The sequence below is a fragment of the Stenotrophomonas sp. KH_052 genome, from assembly GCF_057838755.1.
This window is the reverse complement of record NZ_CM174475.1, coordinates 1,624,518-1,646,443: the sequence shown is the minus strand read 5'-3', so window position 1 is coordinate 1,646,443 and position 21,926 is coordinate 1,624,518. Positions and strand designations below refer to the sequence as shown.

General features: G+C 65.5%; 22 protein-coding genes and 3 tRNA genes. 7 read left to right on the top strand and 18 right to left on the bottom strand.

Features of this window, described 5'->3' with window-relative positions; all coding sequences use genetic code 11:
- Window positions 1–65: 65 nt before the first annotated feature.
- From lpxK to AC3ITW_RS07525, 7 genes are read right to left on the bottom strand one after another with little or no spacing between them, the layout of a single operon-like run.
- Window positions 66–1,085 carry a tetraacyldisaccharide 4'-kinase gene (gene lpxK, locus AC3ITW_RS07555; RefSeq protein ID WP_100468128.1) on the bottom strand — a complete coding sequence of 340 codons (1,020 nt, stop codon included), beginning with the start codon at window positions 1,083–1,085 and terminating at the stop codon, window positions 66–68.
- Window positions 1,085–2,833, bottom strand: coding sequence for a lipid A export permease/ATP-binding protein MsbA (msbA, locus tag AC3ITW_RS07550; RefSeq protein WP_004152324.1), 1,749 nt, complete (start codon window positions 2,831–2,833; stop codon window positions 1,085–1,087). Before msbA ends, lpxK begins: the two co-directional genes overlap by 1 nt.
- Window positions 2,830–3,252 carry an ExbD/TolR family protein gene (locus AC3ITW_RS07545; protein WP_004152323.1) on the bottom strand — a complete coding sequence of 141 codons (423 nt, stop codon included), beginning with the start codon at window positions 3,250–3,252 and terminating at the stop codon, window positions 2,830–2,832. The genes msbA and AC3ITW_RS07545 overlap by 4 nt, the downstream gene beginning before the upstream one ends.
- 3 nt (window positions 3,253–3,255) lie before the next feature.
- The gene (locus tag AC3ITW_RS07540; protein ID WP_100468127.1) at window positions 3,256–3,918 is read right to left on the bottom strand and encodes a MotA/TolQ/ExbB proton channel family protein; all 663 of its coding nucleotides are present in this window, start codon (window positions 3,916–3,918) and stop codon (window positions 3,256–3,258) included.
- 3 nt (window positions 3,919–3,921) lie between these two features.
- Window positions 3,922–6,321: a DNA internalization-related competence protein ComEC/Rec2 gene (locus tag AC3ITW_RS07535; RefSeq protein ID WP_489390193.1), complete on the bottom strand. Its 2,400-nt coding sequence runs from the start codon at window positions 6,319–6,321 to the stop codon at window positions 3,922–3,924.
- A gap of 58 nt (window positions 6,322–6,379) precedes the next feature.
- Complete coding sequence (locus tag AC3ITW_RS07530) at window positions 6,380–7,723, bottom strand: sensor histidine kinase (protein WP_004152244.1); 1,344 nt, start codon at window positions 7,721–7,723, stop codon at window positions 6,380–6,382.
- Window position 7,724: 1 nt separating this feature from the next.
- On the bottom strand, window positions 7,725–8,396 hold the full coding sequence (locus AC3ITW_RS07525) for a response regulator transcription factor (protein ID WP_485617811.1): 672 nt from the start codon (window positions 8,394–8,396) through the stop codon (window positions 7,725–7,727).
- A 144-nt stretch (window positions 8,397–8,540) separates the two neighbouring features.
- Between AC3ITW_RS07525 and AC3ITW_RS07520 the strand changes: the two genes are divergently transcribed.
- Entirely contained in the window at window positions 8,541–9,308 is a 768-nt protein-coding gene (locus AC3ITW_RS07520; RefSeq protein WP_489390192.1) for a MipA/OmpV family protein, read from the top strand.
- Window positions 9,309–9,340: 32 nt separating this feature from the next.
- Window positions 9,341–9,625 carry a hypothetical protein gene (locus AC3ITW_RS07515; RefSeq protein WP_004152241.1) on the top strand — a complete coding sequence of 95 codons (285 nt, stop codon included), beginning with the start codon at window positions 9,341–9,343 and terminating at the stop codon, window positions 9,623–9,625.
- Window positions 9,626–9,679: 54 nt separating this feature from the next.
- Here AC3ITW_RS07515 and AC3ITW_RS07510 read toward each other — a convergent pair whose 3' ends face one another.
- Complete coding sequence (locus tag AC3ITW_RS07510) at window positions 9,680–9,820, bottom strand: hypothetical protein (RefSeq protein WP_004152240.1); 141 nt, start codon at window positions 9,818–9,820, stop codon at window positions 9,680–9,682.
- Between the two features lie 162 nt (window positions 9,821–9,982).
- On the opposite strand from AC3ITW_RS07510, the gene AC3ITW_RS07505 reads away from it, so the two are divergent.
- The 4 genes from AC3ITW_RS07505 (at window position 9,983) to AC3ITW_RS07490 (ending at window position 11,646) form a co-directional block, all read left to right on the top strand.
- Window positions 9,983–10,552, top strand: coding sequence for a TlpA family protein disulfide reductase (locus tag AC3ITW_RS07505; protein ID WP_004152238.1), 570 nt, complete (start codon window positions 9,983–9,985; stop codon window positions 10,550–10,552).
- A 111-nt stretch (window positions 10,553–10,663) separates the two neighbouring features.
- Window positions 10,664–10,852 (top strand): hypothetical protein, encoded by a 189-nt coding sequence (locus tag AC3ITW_RS07500; protein ID WP_012510606.1) that lies wholly within the window; start codon window positions 10,664–10,666, stop codon window positions 10,850–10,852.
- Between the two features lie 31 nt (window positions 10,853–10,883).
- Window positions 10,884–11,075: a hypothetical protein gene (locus tag AC3ITW_RS07495; RefSeq protein ID WP_012510605.1), complete on the top strand. Its 192-nt coding sequence runs from the start codon at window positions 10,884–10,886 to the stop codon at window positions 11,073–11,075.
- A gap of 229 nt (window positions 11,076–11,304) precedes the next feature.
- On the top strand, window positions 11,305–11,646 hold the full coding sequence (locus AC3ITW_RS07490) for a hypothetical protein (RefSeq protein WP_489390191.1): 342 nt from the start codon (window positions 11,305–11,307) through the stop codon (window positions 11,644–11,646).
- Between the two features lie 91 nt (window positions 11,647–11,737).
- Here the strand turns inward: AC3ITW_RS07490 and AC3ITW_RS07485 are convergent.
- From AC3ITW_RS07485 to uvrB, 3 genes are all read right to left on the bottom strand, one after another.
- Window positions 11,738–11,812, bottom strand: a tRNA-Val gene (locus AC3ITW_RS07485).
- A 98-nt stretch (window positions 11,813–11,910) separates the two neighbouring features.
- Window positions 11,911–11,985: transfer RNA gene (locus tag AC3ITW_RS07480), tRNA-Val, on the bottom strand.
- Window positions 11,986–12,091: 106 nt separating this feature from the next.
- Window positions 12,092–14,116, bottom strand: coding sequence for an excinuclease ABC subunit UvrB (uvrB, locus tag AC3ITW_RS07475; protein ID WP_489390190.1), 2,025 nt, complete (start codon window positions 14,114–14,116; stop codon window positions 12,092–12,094).
- A 170-nt stretch (window positions 14,117–14,286) separates the two neighbouring features.
- Here uvrB and AC3ITW_RS07470 point away from each other — a divergent pair, with 170 nt between their 5' ends.
- On the top strand, window positions 14,287–14,781 hold the full coding sequence (locus AC3ITW_RS07470) for a GspH/FimT family protein (RefSeq protein WP_100434384.1): 495 nt from the start codon (window positions 14,287–14,289) through the stop codon (window positions 14,779–14,781).
- Window positions 14,782–14,832: 51 nt separating this feature from the next.
- Here the strand turns inward: AC3ITW_RS07470 and AC3ITW_RS07465 are convergent.
- The 7 genes from AC3ITW_RS07465 to AC3ITW_RS07435 all read right to left on the bottom strand — a co-directional run bounded on the left by AC3ITW_RS07465 (window position 14,833) and on the right by AC3ITW_RS07435 (window position 21,868).
- A tRNA-Asn gene (locus AC3ITW_RS07465) sits at window positions 14,833–14,909 on the bottom strand.
- A gap of 47 nt (window positions 14,910–14,956) precedes the next feature.
- Window positions 14,957–15,364 carry a type IV pilin protein gene (locus AC3ITW_RS07460; RefSeq protein WP_004152186.1) on the bottom strand — a complete coding sequence of 136 codons (408 nt, stop codon included), beginning with the start codon at window positions 15,362–15,364 and terminating at the stop codon, window positions 14,957–14,959.
- Between the two features lie 23 nt (window positions 15,365–15,387).
- Window positions 15,388–19,152, bottom strand: a complete 3,765-nt coding sequence (locus AC3ITW_RS07455; protein WP_004152185.1) for a pilus assembly protein — start codon at window positions 19,150–19,152, stop codon at window positions 15,388–15,390.
- Between the two features lie 13 nt (window positions 19,153–19,165).
- Window positions 19,166–19,687 (bottom strand): pilus assembly PilX family protein, encoded by a 522-nt coding sequence (locus AC3ITW_RS07450; protein WP_004152184.1) that lies wholly within the window; start codon window positions 19,685–19,687, stop codon window positions 19,166–19,168.
- Window positions 19,688–19,692: 5 nt separating this feature from the next.
- Window positions 19,693–20,850 (bottom strand): PilW family protein, encoded by a 1,158-nt coding sequence (locus AC3ITW_RS07445; RefSeq protein WP_004152183.1) that lies wholly within the window; start codon window positions 20,848–20,850, stop codon window positions 19,693–19,695.
- Window positions 20,851–20,858: 8 nt separating this feature from the next.
- On the bottom strand, window positions 20,859–21,356 hold the full coding sequence (gene pilV, locus AC3ITW_RS07440) for a type IV pilus modification protein PilV (protein ID WP_004152182.1): 498 nt from the start codon (window positions 21,354–21,356) through the stop codon (window positions 20,859–20,861).
- Window positions 21,353–21,868 carry a GspH/FimT family pseudopilin gene (locus tag AC3ITW_RS07435; RefSeq protein WP_004152181.1) on the bottom strand — a complete coding sequence of 172 codons (516 nt, stop codon included), beginning with the start codon at window positions 21,866–21,868 and terminating at the stop codon, window positions 21,353–21,355. The genes pilV and AC3ITW_RS07435 overlap by 4 nt, the downstream gene beginning before the upstream one ends.
- Window positions 21,869–21,926 lie beyond the last annotated feature (58 nt).

The window sequence follows — 21,926 nt, the reverse complement described above, 5'->3', positions numbered from 1 at the left end:
CTCGGCAGGCTCGTTACAACGGGAATGCGGCCGGCGGCGCGTGAATGCAAGCGCCGCTGCGCCACTCAGTTCGGTCGCAGCTTGTCCAGGCGGTCGGTCAGCGCCACCCAGAACGCGGCAGGCAGCTCGGCGCGCAGCGGAACGGCGTAGTGCCAGTCGTTGCCGAACGCACGGCACTTCACCGCGTCCTTTTCGGTCATCAGCACCGGCAGCTGGCTGCCGAAGGACAGGTCCTGCGGCTGGTAGGCCTGATGATCAGCAAAAGCATGCGGCACCACGCCGATGCCTCGCGCGCGCAGCATGTCGAAGAAGCGCTGAGGATGCGCGATACCGGCCACGGCGTGCACGCGCTGGCCCTTGAAGTACGCCAGCGGGCGCGCACGGCCACCGGCCAGTGGCTGCGCGCTGTCGATGTGCAGCGCCATCGGCCATTGGCCGAAGCCACAGGCCTGCGCCGCGCTTTCTTCGTCGGCCTGACCCAGATTCACTACACGGAAGTCGCATTCACTGGCACGGCTGATCGGTTCGCGCAGCGGCCCGGCGGGGATCATCCGGCCGTTGCCGTAGCGACGCTGGGCATCGACCACTTCAATCTCGATGTCGCGCGCCAGCCGGTAGTGCTGCAGGCCGTCGTCGCAGACGATCACGTCGCAACCGGCTTCGATCAGGGCCCTGCCTGCGGCCACACGGTCGCGGTCCACCCGCACCGGCACCCCGGTCTTCCAGGCAATCAGCACCGGCTCGTCACCACCCTTGGCGGTCGGCGTGTCGGCCTGCACCCACAGCGGTTTGTCGGCGTCTTCGCGGCCGTAGCCACGGCTGGCCACGCCCGGCTTCCAGCCAGCGGCACGCAGGCGCTCCACCAGCGCGATGGTCAGCGGCGTCTTGCCAGTGCCACCGGCGGTGATGTTGCCGACCACGATGACCGGCACCGGCAGCGTGTAGTGCTTGCGCCAGCCGCGCCGGTAGGCACGCCGGCGCAACGCGGTGACACCGGCGTACAGCGGCGCCAGCAGGCGCATCGCCCACGGAACCGGGCTACCGTCGTACCAGTACGGCGGGGTCTGGGTACCCTTGCCGGCCATCAGTCCTGCCTTTCGCGGAACTGCATGCTGTGCAGATGCTGGTACAGCCCGCCCATGGTCAGAAGTTCCTTGTGAGTGCCACGCTCGACGATGCGGCCGTGATCCATCACCAGCACCTGGTCGGCATGCTCGATGGTCGACAGGCGGTGCGCGATGACCAGCGTGGTGCGCTCGGGCATCAGGCGCTGCAGCGCGTCCTGCACCAGGCGCTCGGATTCGTTGTCGAGCGCGGCGGTGGCTTCGTCCAGGATCAGGATCGGCGCATCGCGCAGGATCGCACGGGCGATCGCCAGGCGCTGGCGCTGGCCGCCGGACAACAGTGCGCCGTTCTCGCCGACCGGGGTCTGCAGCTGCTGCGGCATGCGCTCGATGAATTCCCACGCGTTGGCAGCTTCAGCCGCTGCACGGATCTGTTCAACGCTCGCGTCCATGCCATAGGCGATGTTGGCGGCGATGGTGTCGTCGAACAGCATGACCTTCTGCCCGACCATTGCCACCTGGCGGCGCAGGTCGGCCAACGGATAGTCATCCAGCGCCACGCCATCAAGGGTGATGCGCCCGCCACTGGGTTCGTAGAAGCGCGGCACCAGCCGGATCAGGCTGGTCTTGCCGCTGCCGGAACGGCCGACGATGGCGGTGACCGTACCCGGCTTGGCGACGAAACTGATGTCGTCCAGGGCAATGCCGCTGTCCTCGCGGTAGCGCAGCATGACGTGGTCGAACGCCAGTTCACCGCGCACGCGCTGCACTGCATTTCGGCCTTCGTCGCGCTCGACCGGCATGTCGAGGATGCTGAACAGGCGTTCGGCGGCAGCTACACCCCGCGAGATGGAGGTCTGCACGCTGGTCAGGCGGCGCAGCGAGGGAATGATGGCCATCATCGAGGTCATCAGGCCCATGAACTGGCCGGCGTTGAGGCGGCCAGCCAGCGCTTCGCGGGTGGACACCCAGACGATCACCGCCAGCGCCAGCGCCGCCAGGAACTGGACCACGCTGGAGGCGGCAGCACGGGTGACTTCCACCTTCATGTTCAGCGACAGCATGCGGTTGGCCAGGCGCGAGTAACGCGAGATCTCGTGCTGCTGGGTGCCATGCACCTTCACTTCCTGCTGCGCGGCCAGCGACTGCTCGGCGGTCTGCGCCATCGAGCCCATGCCGTCCTGGATGCCACGGCTGATGCGGCGATAGCGCTTGCCCACGTAGGACACGATCACGCCGATCAACGGCACCACCACCAGCATGGCCACGGTGACCTTGACGCTCATCTGCAGCATCACCGCCAGCATGGCGATGATGGTCAGGGTGTCGGCGACCACGGTCTTGAGCGCATCAGCGCTGGCCTGGGTGACCTGTTCGGTATCGAAATTCAGGCGGCTGACCATGACCGGCGTCGCTTCGGTATCGAAGTGCGAGGACGGCAGGTGCAGGTACTTGGCCAGGACCTGTTCGCGCAGGTCGCGCACCACGCTGCGGCCGGTCTTGGCCAGCGCGTAGTCGCTTACCCAGGTGGCGACGCTGCGCATCAGGAACAGGCCGAGGATGGTCAGCGGCAAGATCACCGCCATGCGCGGCTCGGGATTGACGAAGCCACGGTTGACCAGCGGCTCCATCAGCTTGGTGAAGTGATAGCCGGCCAGGGCTTCGACCACCATGGCGATGACCGCAGCCACCATGAACACCCAGTAGGCGCGGGTGTACCCCAGCAGACGTTTGTAGATCGGCCACACCGGCGCGTGATTGGAACTCATGGACGCACCTCGGGTGCTGTTGCAATGGCAATACGGCGGAAACCGAGTTGACCCAGCGCGTCCTGCGCGGTCACCACGGCCTGGTAGGGAGTGCGTGCGTCGGCACGCAGCAGCACGGTCTGCTCACGGTCGCTGCCGGCCACGGCGGCGATGGTCTGCTTGACCGACTCGACGTCGCTGCGCAGCACTTCCTGGTCATTGATGAAATAGCGGCCTTCGGCATTGATCAGCACGCTCAGCGAGCGCGGCGGCTCGTTGGTCTGCTGCTGGCTGGCAGTGGGCAGCTGCACCTGCAGCGTGGAACGCGCGTCAAACGTGGTGGTGACCACGAAGAAGATGATCAGCACCAGGATGACGTCGATCAGCGGCACCAGGTCGATATGCGGCTCATCCTGGGATCGGTCGTTGCCGATACGCATCGATCAGGCCTTCGCCGTGGCAGCATTGGCCGAACGCGCGGCGGGCGCCGGGTTCAATACCCCGGGGCGGCCGTCGAGCGTATCCAGCAGCGCGCTGGCTTCCTGCTCCATCTCCACCACATAGCCGTGGATGCGGCCCTTGAAGTAGCGGTGGAACATCAGTGCCGGAATGGCCACGATCATGCCGGTGGCGGTGCACACCAGCGCCTTGCCGATACCACCGGCCAGCTGGTTCACATCACCCACGCCGTGGTCGAGGATGCCCAGGAACATCTGGATCATGCCGATCACCGTGCCCAGCAGGCCCAGCAAAGGGCCGGCCGACGCGATGGTGCCCAGCGCGTTGAGGAAGCGCTCCATGCGGTGCACCAGGTGGCGGCCGGTGTCTTCGATGCGTTCACGGATCTGGTCACGTGGCCGGTTGCGCGCTTCCAGCGCAGCGGCCAGCAGCGCGCCCAGCGGCGAGTTGCCACGCAGGGTCTGCAGGTGGGCCGGGTCGAGCTTGCCGCGTGCCGCCCAGTTGCGCACTTCCTGGCCGAGGCCGGGCGGCAGCACTTCAGTGCGCCGCAGGGACCAGAAACGCTCCAGGATGATCGCCAAAGCCAGTACGCCCAACAGCAGCAGCGGCACCATCGGCCAGCCACCGGCCTTGACCAGTTCCCACACGTTTCAACCCTCCGGCCCAACGGCCGCTTGTTCAATCGTCGATAGGATAGCAGCCGACCGCGCCCGCCCAACGGCATCCCACCAGCGGGATGCGTGGATACGCTGTTCACGCAGCTGCATCCCTTGTGCGCCAAGCCATACGCGGATCGCACCGGAATCGGCCGTGGCCAGCACTTCGGCCCCCTGCGCCTGCCAGCGCCGGACCACATCCGGGCAGGGATGGCCGAAGCGGTTCTGGTGGCCAGCCGAAACCAGCGCCAGCCGTGGTGCTACGACGGCCACCCACGGCGCGCTGGAGCTGCCGCCGCTGCCATGGTGCGGCACCAGCACCACGTCCGCCTTCAGTGCCGTTGGGGACGCCTGCAGCAGCGCCTGCTCGGCAGGGTGTCCGATATCGCCGGCCAGCAGCACCACGCCATGGCGGCTGGCGACACGCAGCACGCAGCTGTCCTCGTTCTCGGCGTGGCGGCTGCCTGGCGCCGGATGCAGCACCTGGAAATCGACCCCGTCCCACTGCCAGCGCAGCCCCTGCTGGCACGACCGGGTACCGGCGATGGCGCTGCCCGGCGGCGCCAGCAGCTGCAGCCCCGGCAACTGCCGACGCAGGCTGGGCAGGCTGCCGGTGTGGTCGAGGTGATCGTGGCTGAGCATCACCTGCTGCGGCGGCGCCTGCCCCAGCGCGCGCAGGGCCGGGACCAGGATCCGCTCGTTGCCATCGCCGCCGGTCGGCGGCCCGACGTCGTACCAGAGCGCGTGCCGCGCGGTGCGCAGCAGCACCGCCGTGCCCTGACCAACATCGTGCACCAGCAGTTCCAGCTCCCCTTCCGCCGGTGCCTCACGTGCCGGCCACAGCAGCGGCAGGCACAACAACAGGCCGGCCAGGCCGCCGCCGTTCCCGCGAGGCAGCAGCCACCAGAACACCCCCAGCAACGCTGCGGGTACCGCCCAGCGCGGCGCCTCGGCCAGCCACCACATCGCCTGCGGATGCTGTGCCAGCGGCTGCAGGGCCTGCCAGCTGAACTCGAACAGCCCGGCAGCGGCGCGCCATGCCCAGCGCCCCGCCCCGTCGTGCAGCGCATGCAGCCCGGTCCCAAGCAGCGACAGCGGCACCACCAGCAGCGTCCACCACGGGATGATCGGCAGGTTGACCAGCGGCCCCAACCGCGCGGTGCCACCGAACAGCGCCACGCACAAGGGCAGCAGGCCGAGGCTGGCCACCCCCTGTGCGGCCAGGAATCCGCGCAGGCCACCGCCGACGCCCTCCGGCCCGGTCCGCGGCAGGCACCACAGCAGCCACAGCACGCCCCCGAAGCTGAGCCAGAAGCCGGCGGCCAGCACCGACAGCGGCGCCGGCAGCAGCATCACCACAGCAGCCAGTGCCAACCCCTGCCCCGCACCTACCGGAAGACGCCCGGCGCGGGCCAACGCAACCACGCCGATCATCAGCGCGGCGCGCACCGTGGGCAGCGCGCCGCCGGCGACCACCGCGTAGATTACCGCCGCCAATGCGGCGCCCCACGCGGCCGCCTGCGGCCGTGGCCAGCGGCGGGCCAACCCTGGGCACAGCCACCACAGCCCCCGGCACAGCATCACGCCAAAGCCGGCAACCACACCGACATGGAATCCGGAGATGGCGACCAGATGGGTCAGGCCCAGTGCGCGCAGGTGTTCCCAGTCTGCATCGGACAAGCCGCGGGTATCGCCCAGTGCCAGCGCCTGCACGAAGCGAGCGGCAGGATGGGCCACCTGGGTGGCGATGGCAGCACTGCTGCGCTCGCGCCAGGCCGGCAGGCCGTGCGCGGCTCGCCGCTCACGCGCACTCGCCGGATCGCGCACCGTACCGGTGCCGGATATCCCCCTCAGCAATGCATGGCGCTCGCCGTCAAAGCCTCCAGGATTGATCCGCGAACGCGGTGCCCGCACCCGCAGCGACAGCTCCCAATGCGCGCCAGCTCGAACCGCATGGCGCCCACCTTCGGCGCCGCTCATAGGCGGTCCACGCCATGGATCGTTCCAGGTGATCTGCAGGCGCCTGCCACGCAACGAGGGCAGCGCATCGGCCTCGTCGACCTTCAGCACGAAACGGGTGTAGCCGGGGCCACTGTGTGGAAGATCAACCACTCGGCCACGAACCTGCGCGTCCTGCGCGGGCCCTCCGGGTGGGAGCTGGGCCTGCAAGGCCCAATACCCGTGCAATGCTGCCCACGACAGGCCGAACAGCGCAGCCGCCCACGCGCGACCGCGCCAAGGCACGATCCAACCTGCGACGCTGGCGATGGCCAACGGCACGCACAACCACACTGGCGGCAGCACCGGCAGCTGTACGCAGGTCAGCGCGCCCAGCACCAGACAGGCGGCGCAACCACTGCCAAACAGCGGCGGAGCGGATCGTTCGGCGACCATCACCCCAGCCTGCTGCCGGAGCAGCAGGTTGCCTATCGGGCTTCAACCCGTATTGGCGTCAGCGGCGGACGCTACCGCGATGGAAATTGACCCGGAAACTGGCGCCGCCGCCGATCGCTTCACCCACGCTGACCGACCCACCATGGTGCTGCACGATTTCCTTGGCCAGATGCAGGCCCAGGCCACTACCACTGCCGGCCGCACGCAGCCGATGGAACGGCTCGAAGATCGCCTCGCGGTCACCGACCGGAATGCCTGCACCCTGGTCACTGACTTCCAGCAGGCCGCGCGCGTCCAGCCGTACGCAGATGGTGCCGCGCCCACCGCCGTGGACGATGGCGTTGTGCACCAGGTTGGCGATCACCCGCCCCAGCGCCAGGCTGTCGCCGTGGATCCACACCGGCACTTCCGGTGCATCCACTTCAAAGCCATATCCAGCGCCGACGACCAACGGCGCAAGATCCGCGGCCGCTTCGCGCACCAGCAGCGCCAGGTCCAGCCGCTGCAGTGCGCCGACATTGCGGTCAAGCCGCTGCAGGTCGAGCAGATGCTCGGCGACGTTGCCAAGGCGGGCCACGTCGGTCAGCAGCTGCGACTTCAACTCGCCCTGTGGCAGCTGCGACAAGCGCGCCTGCACCACTGCGATCGGCACGCGCAGTTCGTGCGCGGCGTCGGCGAGGAACTTGTCGCGCGCAGCATAGCCCTGCTGCACCTTGTCGATGGCATCGTTGAAAGCTTCCACCAGCGGTGCGACCTCGGTCGACACCAGCTGTGCATCCAGTCGTGCACCCGGTTGGCCGATATCCAGCTCCTTGGCCTGCTGCGCGGAGCGGCGCACGCCGCGCATCGCGCGATGGATCACCGTCGGCATCACCAGCAACGTGACCACGATCAACGGCAGGAAGAACCACAGGCCGATCAGGCGCAGCACCATCAGTGCGCCGTCCAGCAGACCACCCTTCGGCGCGCCACCGACCATCACCGTGATACGGCGACCATCTTCGTTGCGGATCATCACCCGCGCCACGTCCAGGTAGGGTGGCACCAGCGAGCCGAGTTCGGTGGCACCCAGCGTCGGCAGACGCGCCAGCAGCGGTGCGTGGATCGCAGGGATGGTGCCGCGCTCCAGCCATACGCCCTTGTCATCGACGGCCGCGAACCACAGGTTGCCCCCTGCCTCCGCGTCCAGCCTGCGCCAGCGTGCTTCGTCCAGGACCAAATGGCTGCCCTCGCTGTGCACCGCCTTGGCAACCGCCTCGGCCATGAACATGTCCATGCCCCATGTGTCCTTGTCGCCCCAGGTCAGGATCAGCGCGACCACCGCGAACAGCACGGTGAAGGCCTGCGCGAGGAACAGGCGCCAGGCCAGGCCCAGGGTGATGGAACGGATCGGACGTGCCATCTCAGGCCTCCGCCAGCAGGTAGCCGACACCGCGGATCACATGGATCTCCACGCCCGCCCCGGCCTGCTGCAGTGCCTTGCGCAGCTTGGAGATATGCGCGTCGAGCGCATTGGACTGGATCTCATCATCGAACCCGTACACCGCCGCCTCCAGCGCGCTGCGGGTGACGGTCCGCCCCTGCCGCATCGCCAATGCCTGCAGCACCAGCACCTGGCGCCGTGGCAACGCCAGCGGCTGGCCCTCCACCTGCGCCTGCAGCGATTCGAAGTCGAATTCCAGCCGGCCCAGACGCAGGCTCGGCGTCACCATCGCCGACGGCCGCCGCGACACCGCGCGGATGCGCGCCATCAGCTCCTCGATTGCCACCGGCTTGACCAGGTAGTCATCGGCGCCGACATCGAGCCCTTCAACCTTGTCCGACAACGTGCCCTTGGCGGTCAGCATGATCACCGCCAGATTCGGCCGTAGCGAACGCGCGGTGGCGACGAAACCTGCGCCATCGCCATCGGGCAGCTGCCGGTCGAGCAGCATCAGCTGGTGCACCGGCTCACGCAACGCGATCGCCGCCTCGGCCAGGCTGCCGACCACGTCGGCGACCACGCCCTGCCGCTCCAGGCCCGATTGGAGGGCACGGGACAGATCGGGATCGTCTTCGACCAGGAGGATGCGCATCAGCGGCTCGGTTGCGGAAACGGTGCAGATCATAGTGCCTGCCGTCGGCTTTTTCCCCTCCGGGCTGCCGATTGCACAGGCGCAATGTTCTGACAATGTTGAGCCCTCACCATGCGCAGCCATCCCCCGCAAAGTGGTTGATCGATGCCGTCGCTGTCCCCGAACCTGCTGCGCCCGTTGCTGTTCTCCGCCGCCATCGGCCTGCCGCTGGCAGCGTACGCCGCCGAGCAGAACCCGGGCGTGCAGGCCGGTATCAGCGCGGGGGCGACCTCTGGTGCGTACGCCCACTATGACGTCAAGCCGCTGGTCGTACCGTCCATTGCCTGGCAGGGCCAGCGCTTCTTCGCCAGCCCCGGCTCGCTGGGCATGTACCTGTACAAGGGCCAGGGCCTGCGCCTGTCGGCTGCGGTCACCCCGTACACGCTGCGCTTCAAGACCGACGACGTGAACGATCCGCAGCTGCGCCGCCTGCACAGCCGGCAGATGTCGGCCATGGCCGGACTCAACGGCGAGTACAGCGCGGACTGGGGCATCGTCGAAGCCAGCGTGATGCGCGAGGTCACCGGCCATGGCGGCGGCATTGAATCGCGCCTGCATTACAGCTACCCGATCCAGGCCGGACGCTTCACCTGGGTGCCCCGGGTGGGTGTGGTGCATTCCAGTGCACGCCTGCTCGATTACTACTACGGCATCAGCGACGAAGAAGCGGTGCGCTCGGGGCTTGCCGCCTACAACGCGGGTAGTGCGACGTCGCCCAGTCTGCAGATCGCGGTCAGCACGCCCCTGGGCACGAAGTGGCGTGCGACCGGCGTGGTCGCCAACCAATGGTTCGGCGATGCAGTGAAGGACAGCCCGATGGCGCGGCGCGGAACACAGACGTCGGCCTTCGTTTCCCTGATGCGCTCGTTCTGATCGAGCGCCCGTTACGGACAAGGACACCCCACATGGCCTCCGTCTCCCCCACCACCGAAGCGCACGCGATCCTGCGTGCGCCCGACCTGGACAGCGCCGAGCGCGCCTACCTCGTCCTCATGCCCGACCTTGAGCACGTGAACGCGCTGGCACGACGGGCGCTGGGCCTGTCCCGCGTGGCCGACGCGGCACGCGGCTACGCGCTGTCGATGACCCTGGTCGGGCTGCGCCTGCAGGAACTGGAAATGGGCGAAGCGACCGCCAAGGAGCATCGCCAGGCGACGCTGCGCAGCCTGCGGCAGGCCTTCAGCGCCTGATCGTTGGCGTTCAACGCCGGTACGTGCACCCGTGCCGCGCCGTGCGGGCTCCACTCAGCGGAAGGTGGTCCAGGCCAATACCGCCGCCAGCAGGGCCACCCAGATCACCGCCTTGAAGGTGCCCTCCAGCATGTTGCCGCCGAACAGCAGTTCGAAAAACGGATTGGGTCTGGAAACCGGGACGTGCTCGCTCATCGCTGAAGGCTCCTGGTGTTGGATGGAAAGTGCCAGCGCATGGCTGCGCACGCGCCACTGTAGTACAGCCACGGCATCGCCGGGCATTCAAGGAACGATTGCTTAACAATCCGCGCGCCAGATCGGGTATGTTCGATCCAACGCTGCGTTCAAGGATGATCGATGCTCAAGCGCGTCCTGTTCCCTGTTGTTGCCCTGCTGCTGTCCGCGCTGATTCTCGTGCTGGGCTGGCAGAACCGCCAGCTGCGCCAGATCAACGATGACATGGCGGCGCAGTTGCAGAACATGCGGGTTGAAGCACACGGCGCAGCGATCGGCGCCCGCCCCGAGCCATTGGCGCTGAAGACCACCCAGCGGGCCCATGTCGACATCGGCGGCACGCGTGCGTTGCCGCAGATCCTCTACTTCTTTTCCACCGCCTGCCGTTACTGCCTGGCTTCGATGCCGCAGCTGCAGTCAATTGATGCGGCACGCGGGCCCAGCGAACTGGTTGGTGTGGGCCTGCCGCCTTACGAGGCACTGGCCGACTACGCCGGCAAGCATTCGATGCGCTTCCCGATCGCCATCGACAGTGAGGGGGACGCTGCCAAGCGCTACGGCATCACCGTTACGCCCATGCTGATGGTGCTCGCTGCAGACGGCAGCGTTGCATACAAGCATGTCGGCCAACTCGACGAAAACACCGTAAAGGCCGCCATCAAGGCGCTGACACCTGACGTCACCCTGCCCTGAGCGAGGGCGCACCTCCGCGCTGCTGCGCTCGGCCCATGCATTCGCGCCACAACCGGCACCCCGGTGCCTTCGGCAACTGCAACACCACACTGCCAACCCAAGGAGATACACATGATCGGAAAGAAAGTGCTTTCGTCCGTCGCTGGTATCGTCGTTGTCGCCGCGCTCTCATTCGGCGCTGCCCAGGCCTTCGCCACTCCGGCCAAGACCGGTTTCGCGCCGGGCTGCGAACCGCATCCGCAGTGCCCGTTCGGCAGCTCGGGCAAGCATGGCCAGGTACTGTGCTGCGATCCGCTGTAATCCACTTCCACGCCGACTCCCGGAGATACCTATGATCGGAAAGAAGCTGTATGCATGGATGGGTGGCGTCGCCATCGTGGCCGCGCTCTCCTTCGGTGGTGCCCAAGCCTTCGCGGCTCCGGCCAAGACGGGATTCGCTCCCGGCTGCGAGTACACGCCAGGTTGCCAGTACGGCGGCAACGGCCGCTGGAGTGGTGGTCGCGTCTGCTGCCAGGTGCCCTGACAACGGCAGAGTCGACAGACCGGACTCCCGTCCACCGAGCGTGGATGTGACGGCCAACCCGCATTGGCCACAACGCCGGGCCGCCTCAAGGGCGGCCCGGCACTTTTGCCCCCACGTTTCATCCTCTCCGGGCCGCATTGGCACGCGCTTTACCGGCTTTCGTCGCATACCGGTTTCACACGGCAGTTGGCAGTGACACGCTGGACTCCCTTCTCCGGAGCACCGTGCCATGCCGATGCTTGCCCTGCTGCTGTTGTGCGCTGGCCTGTTCGTTAGCGATGCCGACACCGGGGATTCCGCCCTGCGTGGCCAGATCCTGCAGGCCGAGGCCGAGCGCGTGGCAACGCCATCGGCGCCGCGCCGGGGTACCGAAGCGCCGACCATGCAGCTGTATCACCTGCGCCAGGATCGCGTACTGCGCCTGGGCAACCAGCGCCCCCTGCCCGATCCGGCTGGCGGCCCGCACTCGCAAGCGGGCTCGGCGCACGTTGCGCAGCTCTGGGAACGGGTGGACGGCCACTGGAAGCTGCAGCGGATGGTCAGCATCGACGATCTGGTCACACGGCACTGATCCACCGAAAGCCACCAGGAACGAAAAAAGCCGACCACAGGGCCGGCTTTCATCGTGATCCACCGCTGCACCGGCAGTGCCGGGAGCCAGGTGGTGGGCGGTACAGGGTTCGAACCTGTGACCCCTACCATGTCAAGGTAGTGCTCTACCGCTGAGCTAACCGCCCATCTTGTTCTTGCCGCCCGAAGGCTGGCCCTGCTACGTAAAAACCCGGCGCCAGGGCCGGGCTTTCCAGTTCACGACAGCCCTCCTGCGAAGGCTTCGTGGTGGGCGGTACAGGGTTCGAACCTGTGACCCCTACCATGTCAAGGTAGTGCTCTACCGCTGAGCTAACCGCCCGTATTGCTTCTGCATTTCCGCGAATGCGTCGGTGCAGGCCGCGTATATTACGGATGGCGGCCGTGAAGCGCAACACTTTTGTGAAGATGATGCTGCACTGCCGCGTTCAGCCGAGGCTGGCCTCCTTCAGCTGCCGGATCTGGTCGCGGACACGTGCGGCATCCTCGAATTCCAGGTCCTTGGCATGCAGGTACATCTTCTGCTCCAGCGCCTTGAGCCGGGCCGCCAACTGGGCCGGACTGAGCGAACGATAGTCGGCCGCTTCCTCGGCCACCCCGGCCCTGCCCTTGCCTTTGCCCTTCTTGGCTTCCTTCTCGGCCGCATCCGACCTCGCACCTTCCAGCACATCGACGATCGGGCGCGCCACCGAGCGCGGCACGATGCCGTGCTCCTCGTTGTACTCCACCTGCTTTGCACGGCGACGGTCGGTCTCGTCGATCGCCGCCTGCATCGAACGGGTGATCTTGTCGGCGTACAGGATCGCCTTGCCACGCACATTGCGCGCGGCGCGACCGATGGTCTGGATCAACGAGCCGGTGGAGCGCAGGAAGCCCTCCTTGTCCGCGTCCAGGATCGCCACCAGTGACACCTCGGGCATGTCCAGGCCTTCGCGCAGCAGATTGATGCCCACCAGCACATCGAACTTGCCCAGACGCAGGTCGCGGATGATTTCCACGCGCTCGACGGTGTCCACATCCGAGTGCAGGTAGCGCACGCGGATGCCATGCTCGGTGAGGTACTCGGTGAGGTTCTCGGCCATGCGCTTGGTCAATGTGGTGACCAGCACGCGATCACCCGCCTTGATGCGCTCGTTGGCCTCGCTCATCAGGTCATCGACCTGGGTACCGACCGGGCGGATCTCCACCACCGGATCGATCAGGCCGGTCGGTCGCACCACCAGTTCGGTGATCTCCTCGCCCGCCTCGCGATACTCGTACGGCCCCGGCGTCGCCGACACGTAGATGCTGCGTGGGCAGCGCTCTTCCCATTCCTCGAAGCGCAGCGGACGGTTGTCCAGCGCCGACGGCAGGCGGAATCCGAACTCCACCAGCGTCTCTTTGCGTGAACGGTCGCCCTTGAACATGGCACCGATCTGCGGAATGGTCACGTGCGACTCGTCGATCACCAGCAGCGCATCGGGCGGCAGGTAATCGAACAGGGTCGGCGGCGGTTCACCGGCGTTCTTGCCGGTCAGGTGGCGGGAGTAGTTCTCGATGCCGTTGCAGAACCCGACCTCGGCCATCATCTCGATGTCGAACTGGGTGCGCTGGGCCAGGCGCTGCGCTTCGACCAGCTTGTTCTGCGCATACAGCTGCTCAAGCCGCTCCTTCAGCTCGACCTTGATGGTTTCCACTGCTGCCAGCACGCGTTCGCGCGTGGTTGCATAGTGGGTCTTCGGGTAGACCGTGAAGCGCATCAGGTTGCGCATCGTCTCACCGGTCAGCGGATCGAACAGGGTGATCTTCTCGACCTCGCCATCGAACAGTTCGATGCGCAGCGCTTCGCTGTCCGACTCGGCCGGGAACACGTCGATCACCTCGCCGCGCACGCGGAACGTACCGCGCTGCAGTTCGTATTCGTTGCGCGTGTACTGCAGCTGGGTGAGGTGATTGATCAGGTCGCGCTGGTCGATGCGCTCGCCCTTGGAAAGGATCAGCCGCAGCGACAGGTAATCTTCCGGCGCGCCCAGGCCGTAGATCGCCGACACCGTCGCCACCACGATCGCGTCCGGGCGCGACAGCAGGGTCTTGGTCGCGGCCAGTCGCATCTGCTCGATGTGCTCATTGATCGAACTGTCCTTCTCGATGAAGGTGTCCGACGATGGCACGTAGGCTTCCGGCTGGTAGTAATCGTAATAGCTGACGAAATACTCCACCGCGTTGTGCGGGAAGAACGCCTTGAACTCGCCATACAACTGCGCCGCCAGCGTCTTGTTCGGCGCCATGATCAGCGTCGGCTTCTGCACGTTCTGGATGACGTTGGCGATGGTGTAGGTCTTGCCCGAGCCGGTCACGCCAAGCAGGGTCTGCTTGGCGATGCCCGCTTCGAAGTTGCTGGTCAGCTTCGCGATGGCATCAGGCTGGTCGCCCGCCGGCGAGTACGGCGAGACGAGTTCAAAACGGTCGCTCATGAGGGGGCCAGTTCACGGGAAAGGTAAGTATACGAGGCAAGGGGTGACGGCCGGCTGAGGGGTTATCCGGCGCTCCGGGACGGCAATGCCCGATGGCGCACCCAGTGTCGGGCGGGGACGCTGAGCACATGAGCGCGCCCTCCCCCCCCTGCACCCACGGATCGCGTGGCATGCACCTGGTCGAGCTGCTGGCGGTCGTGGCGGTGCTGGCCGTGCTGCTGGCGGCCGGCTGGCCCTCCCTGCAGTCCCTGCTGCTGCGGCAGCGCGCAGATGCCCTGCAGTTGAGCCTGCATGCGGGTCTTTCCAGTGCCCGCAGCGAAGCCCTGAAGCGGCGGGAGCTGATCGGCGTGTGCGCCAGCGATGATGGACTGCACTGCACCAGCGACTGGAGCACCGGCTGGATCGTCTACCGCAGCGGCACCCGGCGAGGACCGCCGTCATCATCCGACGTGGTACTGACGCACCAGCGCGGGCGTTCCGATGTCCTGATCCTGGCCCAGGCCAGCAGTGGCCGCCCGCAGCTGTTCTTCCAGGCCGACGGGCGCAGCCCCGGCGCCAATCTCACCCTGCGCATCTGCGCCGGCAGCCAGCTGCATGGCAAGCTGGTGGTCAACAACGGCGGGCGCACACGCAGTGAACGCGTGGACCGCGGCATGCCTTGCTGAACATGCGCGAAAAAAGCAAAAGCCGCGATTTCTCGCGGCTTTTGCAGTATCTGGCGCCCGAAGTTGGACTCGAACCAACGACCCCCTGATTAACAGTCAAGTGCTCTAACCGGCTGAGCTATTCGGGCGGGGAGGCGCATTGTACTGACCGTTTACCGGAAGATCAACACCCGATTCACCAACAGTCCGAAAGGGTCGCTTCAGCCGTCTTGCGGTTGGCCTGGTCCAGGCTCAGCTTGCCGCAGCTGTCCTTGGTCTGCGTGCCCTGTGGCGTGGCGGTGATGGTGAAGGTTGTACCGTCCCCCTTGTACGCCAGGTTGTAGCGGGCCGTTCCGCCTTCGCGTGGCGAGACCTTGCTCGGCAGCGCGAATCCGGAATAGGAATTGTTGCTTGAGTGGTAGCGCTCGGCACGCTGCGCATACTCGGCCAGGTCCGCCTTCACCACCGCGCGATGCGATCGCCTCACGTAGTTCTGATAGGACGGAATTGCGATTGCCGCCAGGATGCCGATGACGATCACCACGATCATCAGCTCGATCAGCGTGAAGCCAGCCGCACGACGAGGCGAGGAGACAGCAAGCATGTGATGGGTTCCTTGCATCGGAATCATTGGAGCTGGCGCCAGGATTGGCGACCGCAGGGATAAGGCAGATACAGCGACTGGCTGCCGGCGGCACCGGCGGCCATCCAGCACGAACTGCCGCCAGGTGGGGACTTGTCCGTCGGACGCGGCAGCACCGACAAGGAGACATCACGCACTGGCGCAGTGCCTCCCGTCTTCAATGCAATGGCTGCCGTACCGGAAGCAGGCCGGCTACCGGTCGGTGATCCATAGCGTACGTTCTCCAGCATTGGCGCACCGCTGATCGAGGACAGTCCGAACAGCCAGTTCGAGCCACTGGTCGAACAGCCGACCGACTGCATGTTGGGCACGTAGGTCGGCATGAAGACGATGCCGCTGACCAGCAGTGGATTGCCGACAACACGCTCACCGTTGCCGGCCGGCAACTGGATCATCCAGCCTCTCGCACTGGCCGGGGCCGTTCCTGCACTGATCTTGCGCTCATCGCTGTTCGCGGCCGGCGCCGCTGCTGTGTAGGGAACCAGATTGGCAGCGGTCAGCGTCGAGGTCACACTCTTGCCGGACAGGTCGTTGACCGCATACAGCGCCTGCTGCGCCTTGTCATCCTTGTCACTGGTGAACGAGAAGCTGCCGGTACCGAAGTAGAGCATCACCCCGCCCGACGGACCGGTTGCAGCAGTCATACCACCTGTGATCGGCTGCCGATAGCTCTTGCCAGAGGAATCCTGGCTGAGCTGGCTGGTGAACACCGGCACGGTCAGCGTGGTGTTGGCACTGCTGGTCAGGTCGAACTTCCACAAGGCACCGCGCTGGTCCGCCGCATAGACCGTGTCCGCCAATCCGTCACGACCACGTACATCCTGACCCGCACCCGTCCAGCGATCGACCACGACCACGTTGCCCAGGCCGTTATCACCGGACACGGTGGAGCCGGTGGCACCTTCCACAGCCTCGATCATCCGGATGTCGCCACTGGCCATGTCGACCACGAACAACACAGCCTTTCCGTTGGCGCTGCCATAGCCGTTGCCGAAGATCGCCTTCCACGCCACACCCGTTCCGCTCTTCACAGGCACGATCACTGGCTTGCCAAGCACGAATCCGATGCTGTTGCGCACCTCGTCCTTCAGCGAAGAATTGATGTCACTGATTTCCCAAAGCACGTTGCCGGTGCCGAAGCTGCCCGGCGCACTCACATCCAGCGCGAATACCGAGCGACCACCCGCACCGGTGGTGCCAACCAGACTGGTCTGCCAGGAAGTGCCATTGAAGGTGTCGGATACGGCAACCGGGCCATCGACGTAATAACGATGACGGAAGGTCTGGTCAGACGTATCGGACTTGTAGGGAAACAGCAGGTTGGCCATGTGACCAAGCGCCGTGGCCGGAATGTAGGCAAAACTCTCGCTGCCACCGGCACCGTCCTGCTTGGCATCGGCCCCCATGCCGCCGTCGAAGGCGTGCAGCATGCCGTCGTTGGCGCCGACATAGACCATGTACCGGCGCGATTTGGCTTTGGCAGCAAGGTAGTCGGTGTAGCTCTTGGCCAAGGTCCCGCCCAGCTGGCGGTAACCAAAGTCGTCCAGCGGCGAACTCACCACCGGCGCCGAATTGACGATGTCGCCCAGCGGTGTTGTCCGGTCACGGTACTTGCCGCCGTTGCGGACCTCGGTTGAACTGTCCGCACTGAGATAGTTGATGGCACTGGCAAGATCGGCCTTGATCGTCGTCAGCTTGTCCGTCGAACAGACCAGCATCGATGCGTACTTGCCGCTGGGCTTGCTGCACAGATCCTGCAGGCTGATCCGGGCACTGTTGAAGTCCACCGGCGCACCGGCCTTGTTTGCCACAATCCGCCGTCCAGACGGGGAAAGACGACTGGAGGCCTCCCATACCTCGGTGAACTCCGCCACCTGATCCGCGTTAATCTTGACGCTGGCAGCGCTCAGCTTGCTCGACCAGTCAGTGCCACTGTTGGTGATGTCATAGCGGGGCGTGACCGCCAGCGAGCCTGCGCCGATGCGCGCGCCACTGATACCGATCGTGCCCGACGGCGATGCACCACCGGTGATCGAGGACAGCACGCGTCGCATGGCCTCGGTCACATCAGCCGGCGTCTGCGCGTTGATGAACTCACCGCGGGTGTTGACAGCGGCATGCCACAGCTCATCGATGACGGTACCGTCATCGACATCCAGCGGATTGCCGTTGCCGGCCCAGTTTGGCGCGTTCTTGTACGGGTCCTCGGTTGCGGACTGGTTGACACCGTAGATGCGTCCCTGCGCACCGAGGGTCACGCCATAGAAGTTCATGTGCAGATCGGTCTGGCAGTCCAGACGCTTCCAGTCCGGACTGCCCTTGTCCAATGTGTTGCACTTGTCACTCACCGGCACCTGACCGGCCGGGAAGCTGGTCCCGGTGCGAAGTGGCGTACGGGCACCGGCATAGGCGGCCGCCGCGATGTCGGCAATGGTGTTGCTGTAGCCATCGGCGAAAGGAATGGATGGCAAATGGGTCGAGTTCACCGAGTCAGCGTCACCGAAGGACCCATTCGGCGCATTGCCGGAGTTGGTATAGCCGTCGGTGAACAGCATGCCGCCATTTCGCTGGCAGGCCAGCTGCACAGGCGCGTCGGTATCGGTCCGCCGGAACTGGTCGACCAGGTACTCCACTGCGCGCCGGTTGGGCGTGCCGCCATTGGCGGTCAGGGCGTAGATCTGCTTGTACAGGTCAGCTCGGTTGGTAACCATGTCGTACATGGTCGCGTTGCTGAGCTTGTTGATGGTGAAGTAACCCACGCGCATCGTATCCACGCTCACCAGCGCGGCGGTCGAGGAGCCGACAATGGCCAGCACACGGTTGCGGTGATACTGGAACCAGTTGGCGAAATTCTGGATTGCCGCGTTGTAGGCCGCCGGGCTTGTGTAATTGCCCGACTTGATCTGGTAGCGGCGCATGTTGCAGCCCGGGCCACAGGCACCGCTGATCACCGGACGATTGGTGTCATCGGTCTTGTATCCGGCGGGTGCATCCGCGGCAGCAGGCAGGTAGAACGTGGCCGGGAAATAGTTGATCGCATAAGTGGTGTTGCCGGTGTTGCTGATCCCAGCAGTCTTCCATCCACCGTCCCACCAGCTGTCGACATAGTACTCATTGCCAGTACCACTAAGGTCGGGAATCCGCATGCCGTTGACGAACTGGAACTTCTCGGAAGTATCAGCGCGATTGACCGTCATGTTGTAGACGGCGTTGTAGCCGCGCTGCCCGGAACGCGGATCGGCGCGGGTCTGGGTGATCGTCGCGTCGGCCCATAGCGTGCCATCGGCGTTCGTCCACGGCCTATAGGTCACACCCGGATTGAAATAGCTGGCGTTATAGATATGCGAACGAGCAAAGCCGTAGATATCCAGCGGCGGAATGGCGCGCCCTGGGCTGTACTCCTTGTTGAAATCCGCATGTGGGTAGAGGTAGAGGTAGCAGTCTACCGAGTTGTTGGCGCATGCCGAGCCAACGCTGAAGAAGCTTCCATCGTTGTTGAAGAAGCTACTCGTATTGCTGTTCCAGCGCATGCGCCCGTCACCACCTGGGAACATGCGTTCGAAGTTCATCGAACCTGAATCATCCACCGCCATGATGAAGGCCGGCGTCGCACGCGTCTGCACGTTCATCGGCTCCTGTGCCAGCACACCCTGAGCCTGGGCGGCAAACAGGGTATGCGCCAGATAGCCACCAGCGGCCAGAACAGCAAGGCCGATGCCTGCCAGGATTCTGCGATTGCGCGTTTTCATGGGTTCCCCACCCTCACAGCTTGAATACGGTATCGATCGCCGCACGCGACGTCGCATCACCGGTTGTGTCACCGGCATAGGTGGTGATCTGGTAAACCGGCGTTGGCTTCTCCACCGACCTGCCCATGTCCAGAGCACCTTCCCCCTGGATGCACCCCTGGATTTCACGGACATTGACGGCAGGCTTGCTGCCCAGCTTGGTCTTCGCTACCCACCCGGACGGATCGAATCCATCGTCGCACTGCTGGCTAATGTCAGAGGCCGACACCGCTGGGTTGTCCCCGGCATCCTTCCGGTTGGCGATGTTTTCCACTGCATTCTCGACACTGCGCGCTGCACCCTCGGCGTTCTGGAACGCCAGGCTGCCAGCGCGGTAGCCCGATGCCATGCGCTCCTGCATGCCTGCCACCTGCATGCCTATCACTCCCAGCAGGGCCAGCAGAATCAACAGGATCAGCGAGATATACAGCACCGCACCACGCTGGCGGGCAGGACCAGAGAAGGAACGACGCGGAAAGCGAGTGATTGGACGCATGGTCGTCAGTTCCCGAACAGGCGGTTGCGAAGCGCAACGGAGACTTCATAGGCCCCGCGATGACGCTGATCATAGGGATCGCCCGGCGCGATGGTCACCCCGAGCACGCCCAGATAGTTGTCGGCCGTACCCGGTGCTTCGGCCGAAGCGCGCTGCGGGCTCCTGGCCAGCAGACCGACCTGCACCATGCCGACGCGCCGCCACGCGGCAGTTGCCGTCGCATCGGTAGCGGTACTGACACTGCTGGCTACACGTTGATCGACGATGCGCCCGGTGGGCGGCGTAGCCAGAGCGATGTCGGTCGTCGCATCCAGGCCGTACAGGACCTGCATGTTCTCGATGCCCTCCACCAGCTCCTCGCCGGCACCGTAACCACCCGCGCCATTGGCACGTGCCCGGAACAGCGATGGCTCGTTGTTGCCGTTGGTCGCGATGTAGTACACCAGGCCATCGGCGCGGTACAGCATGGTCATCGCGTTGTTGACCGAGTAACCCGTGAGGTCGACCTTGTCGACCTTTACCGTAGAACCAGTGATGGCGCCCGAGAACACGTCGGCACGGGTGCAGTCTGCAAGCGCGAATACGGTGGGAGTACCCGCGGCATTGGCCTTGAGACGCGCCATGCCGTCGCTGGATACGGTCAACGTGGTGGCGGTACCGTCCACGCTTGCCGATGCAAGCACGGCTCCCTCCGGGCTCAGCAGCCGCAGCACGAGAATGTCGCTGCCGGGCAGCGGCTTCGGCTTCAGATCGGTGATGCTTTTGGGCACCGAGCCTGCGGCACTCCATGCCCGACCCAGGGTCAGGGTGTTGGTCGGCGCGGTGCCGGCAGCTTCATAGCCCTGTACCGGTACAGAGAAGTCCAGAGGATCACCGCTGCCGGAAGCGATTCCCAGGTTGTAGCGGACATCGCCCGTGTTCTTGATCACATGTGCCTGGTCGTTCACGCAACCGAAATGGCCGGCCATGCGCAGGTCGCGCTGCAGGAAATCCAACGCGAAGCGGGCATTCTCCTGGGTGCGGGCAGCGCCCTCGGACAGGCGCGACGCCGCGCGGGACGCAATGAATATCTGGGTGATGCCCAGCATCAACACCAGGCCGATGACCATGGCGATCATCAGTTCGATCAGCGACAGGCCGCGGATTCGCGAAGACGGACTCATGGGCACGTTCACAGGAAAGTGGTCAAGCCAAAGGTGGTGAGGCTGTCGGGATTCTCGGGGTCCCAGCGCTGGTCTCCCCAGGTGATCGCGACACTGACCTGACCGGTGCTCTGGGTGAACTTCACCTCCGCACTGGCCTTTTCGCCAAGCGTTTTGACGACCTCGCACTGCCAGCGGGCCACGTTGGTCTTCGGCGTCACTGCGGCGCCGGTCGGCCAGGCGCAGGCGCCCTTTGCGGTCACCGAGCCGGCCGAGAACGAAGCGGCGGAGTAAGCACCTCCAGCCAGGGTATCGGTGCGCTGGGCGCGCATCAGTTCGATCAGGTCATTGGCCAGATTGGTGGCCTGGGTACGGTAGTTCGCACTCTGCACGAAGCGGACATTGGTGGTCTGCAGCAAGGCGAAGCCCAGCAGTCCGAAGGCAAGGATCAGCACGGCCACCATCACCTCGATCAGGCTGAAACCGCCCTGCGAGGAACGCGGGCGGGCAAGGTTGCGTCGGCTCATGAGCAGGTCCCCTTGGTCGCCCGGACCTGGCCGGACTGGTTGATCGTCAACGTACTCTTGGGCTCACCGGTCTTGCAGGTGTCCGGCGACAGCACCAGCGTCTGGTCCGCAGCCGCCCTGCGCCGGCCGCGACCGTCGAACGCGATGGTCGCGCCCGCAGGCCCCACCACGCTCAACTGAGGGTTGCCCTGCGAAAACCGCAACACGGTGTCACTGCTCCCCAACTGGCCATCTCCATCGAGATCCGACCATGCCAGGACGCCCTTGGACCACTCGCCATCGCAACCGGTGCCATCGGTACTGCCACAGACGCCACCACCCCGGCTGTTGCGGATGCCTTCGCTTCTCGCCAGGCCGGTCAGCGCAATCAGTTCATTGTTGGCGGTCGCCAGGCGGTTCGAGCGGATCATGCCGCGGAAACTGGGATAGGCGATCGACGCCAGGATCACGAAGACGGTCAGCGTGACCATCAACTCAATCAATGTGAAGCCGTTTTGCCGGCGCAAAGACATTGGACGCTCCCCAGCGTGTTGATGGCCACGATGGGCCATCGCCCTGCCACCGGCAAGC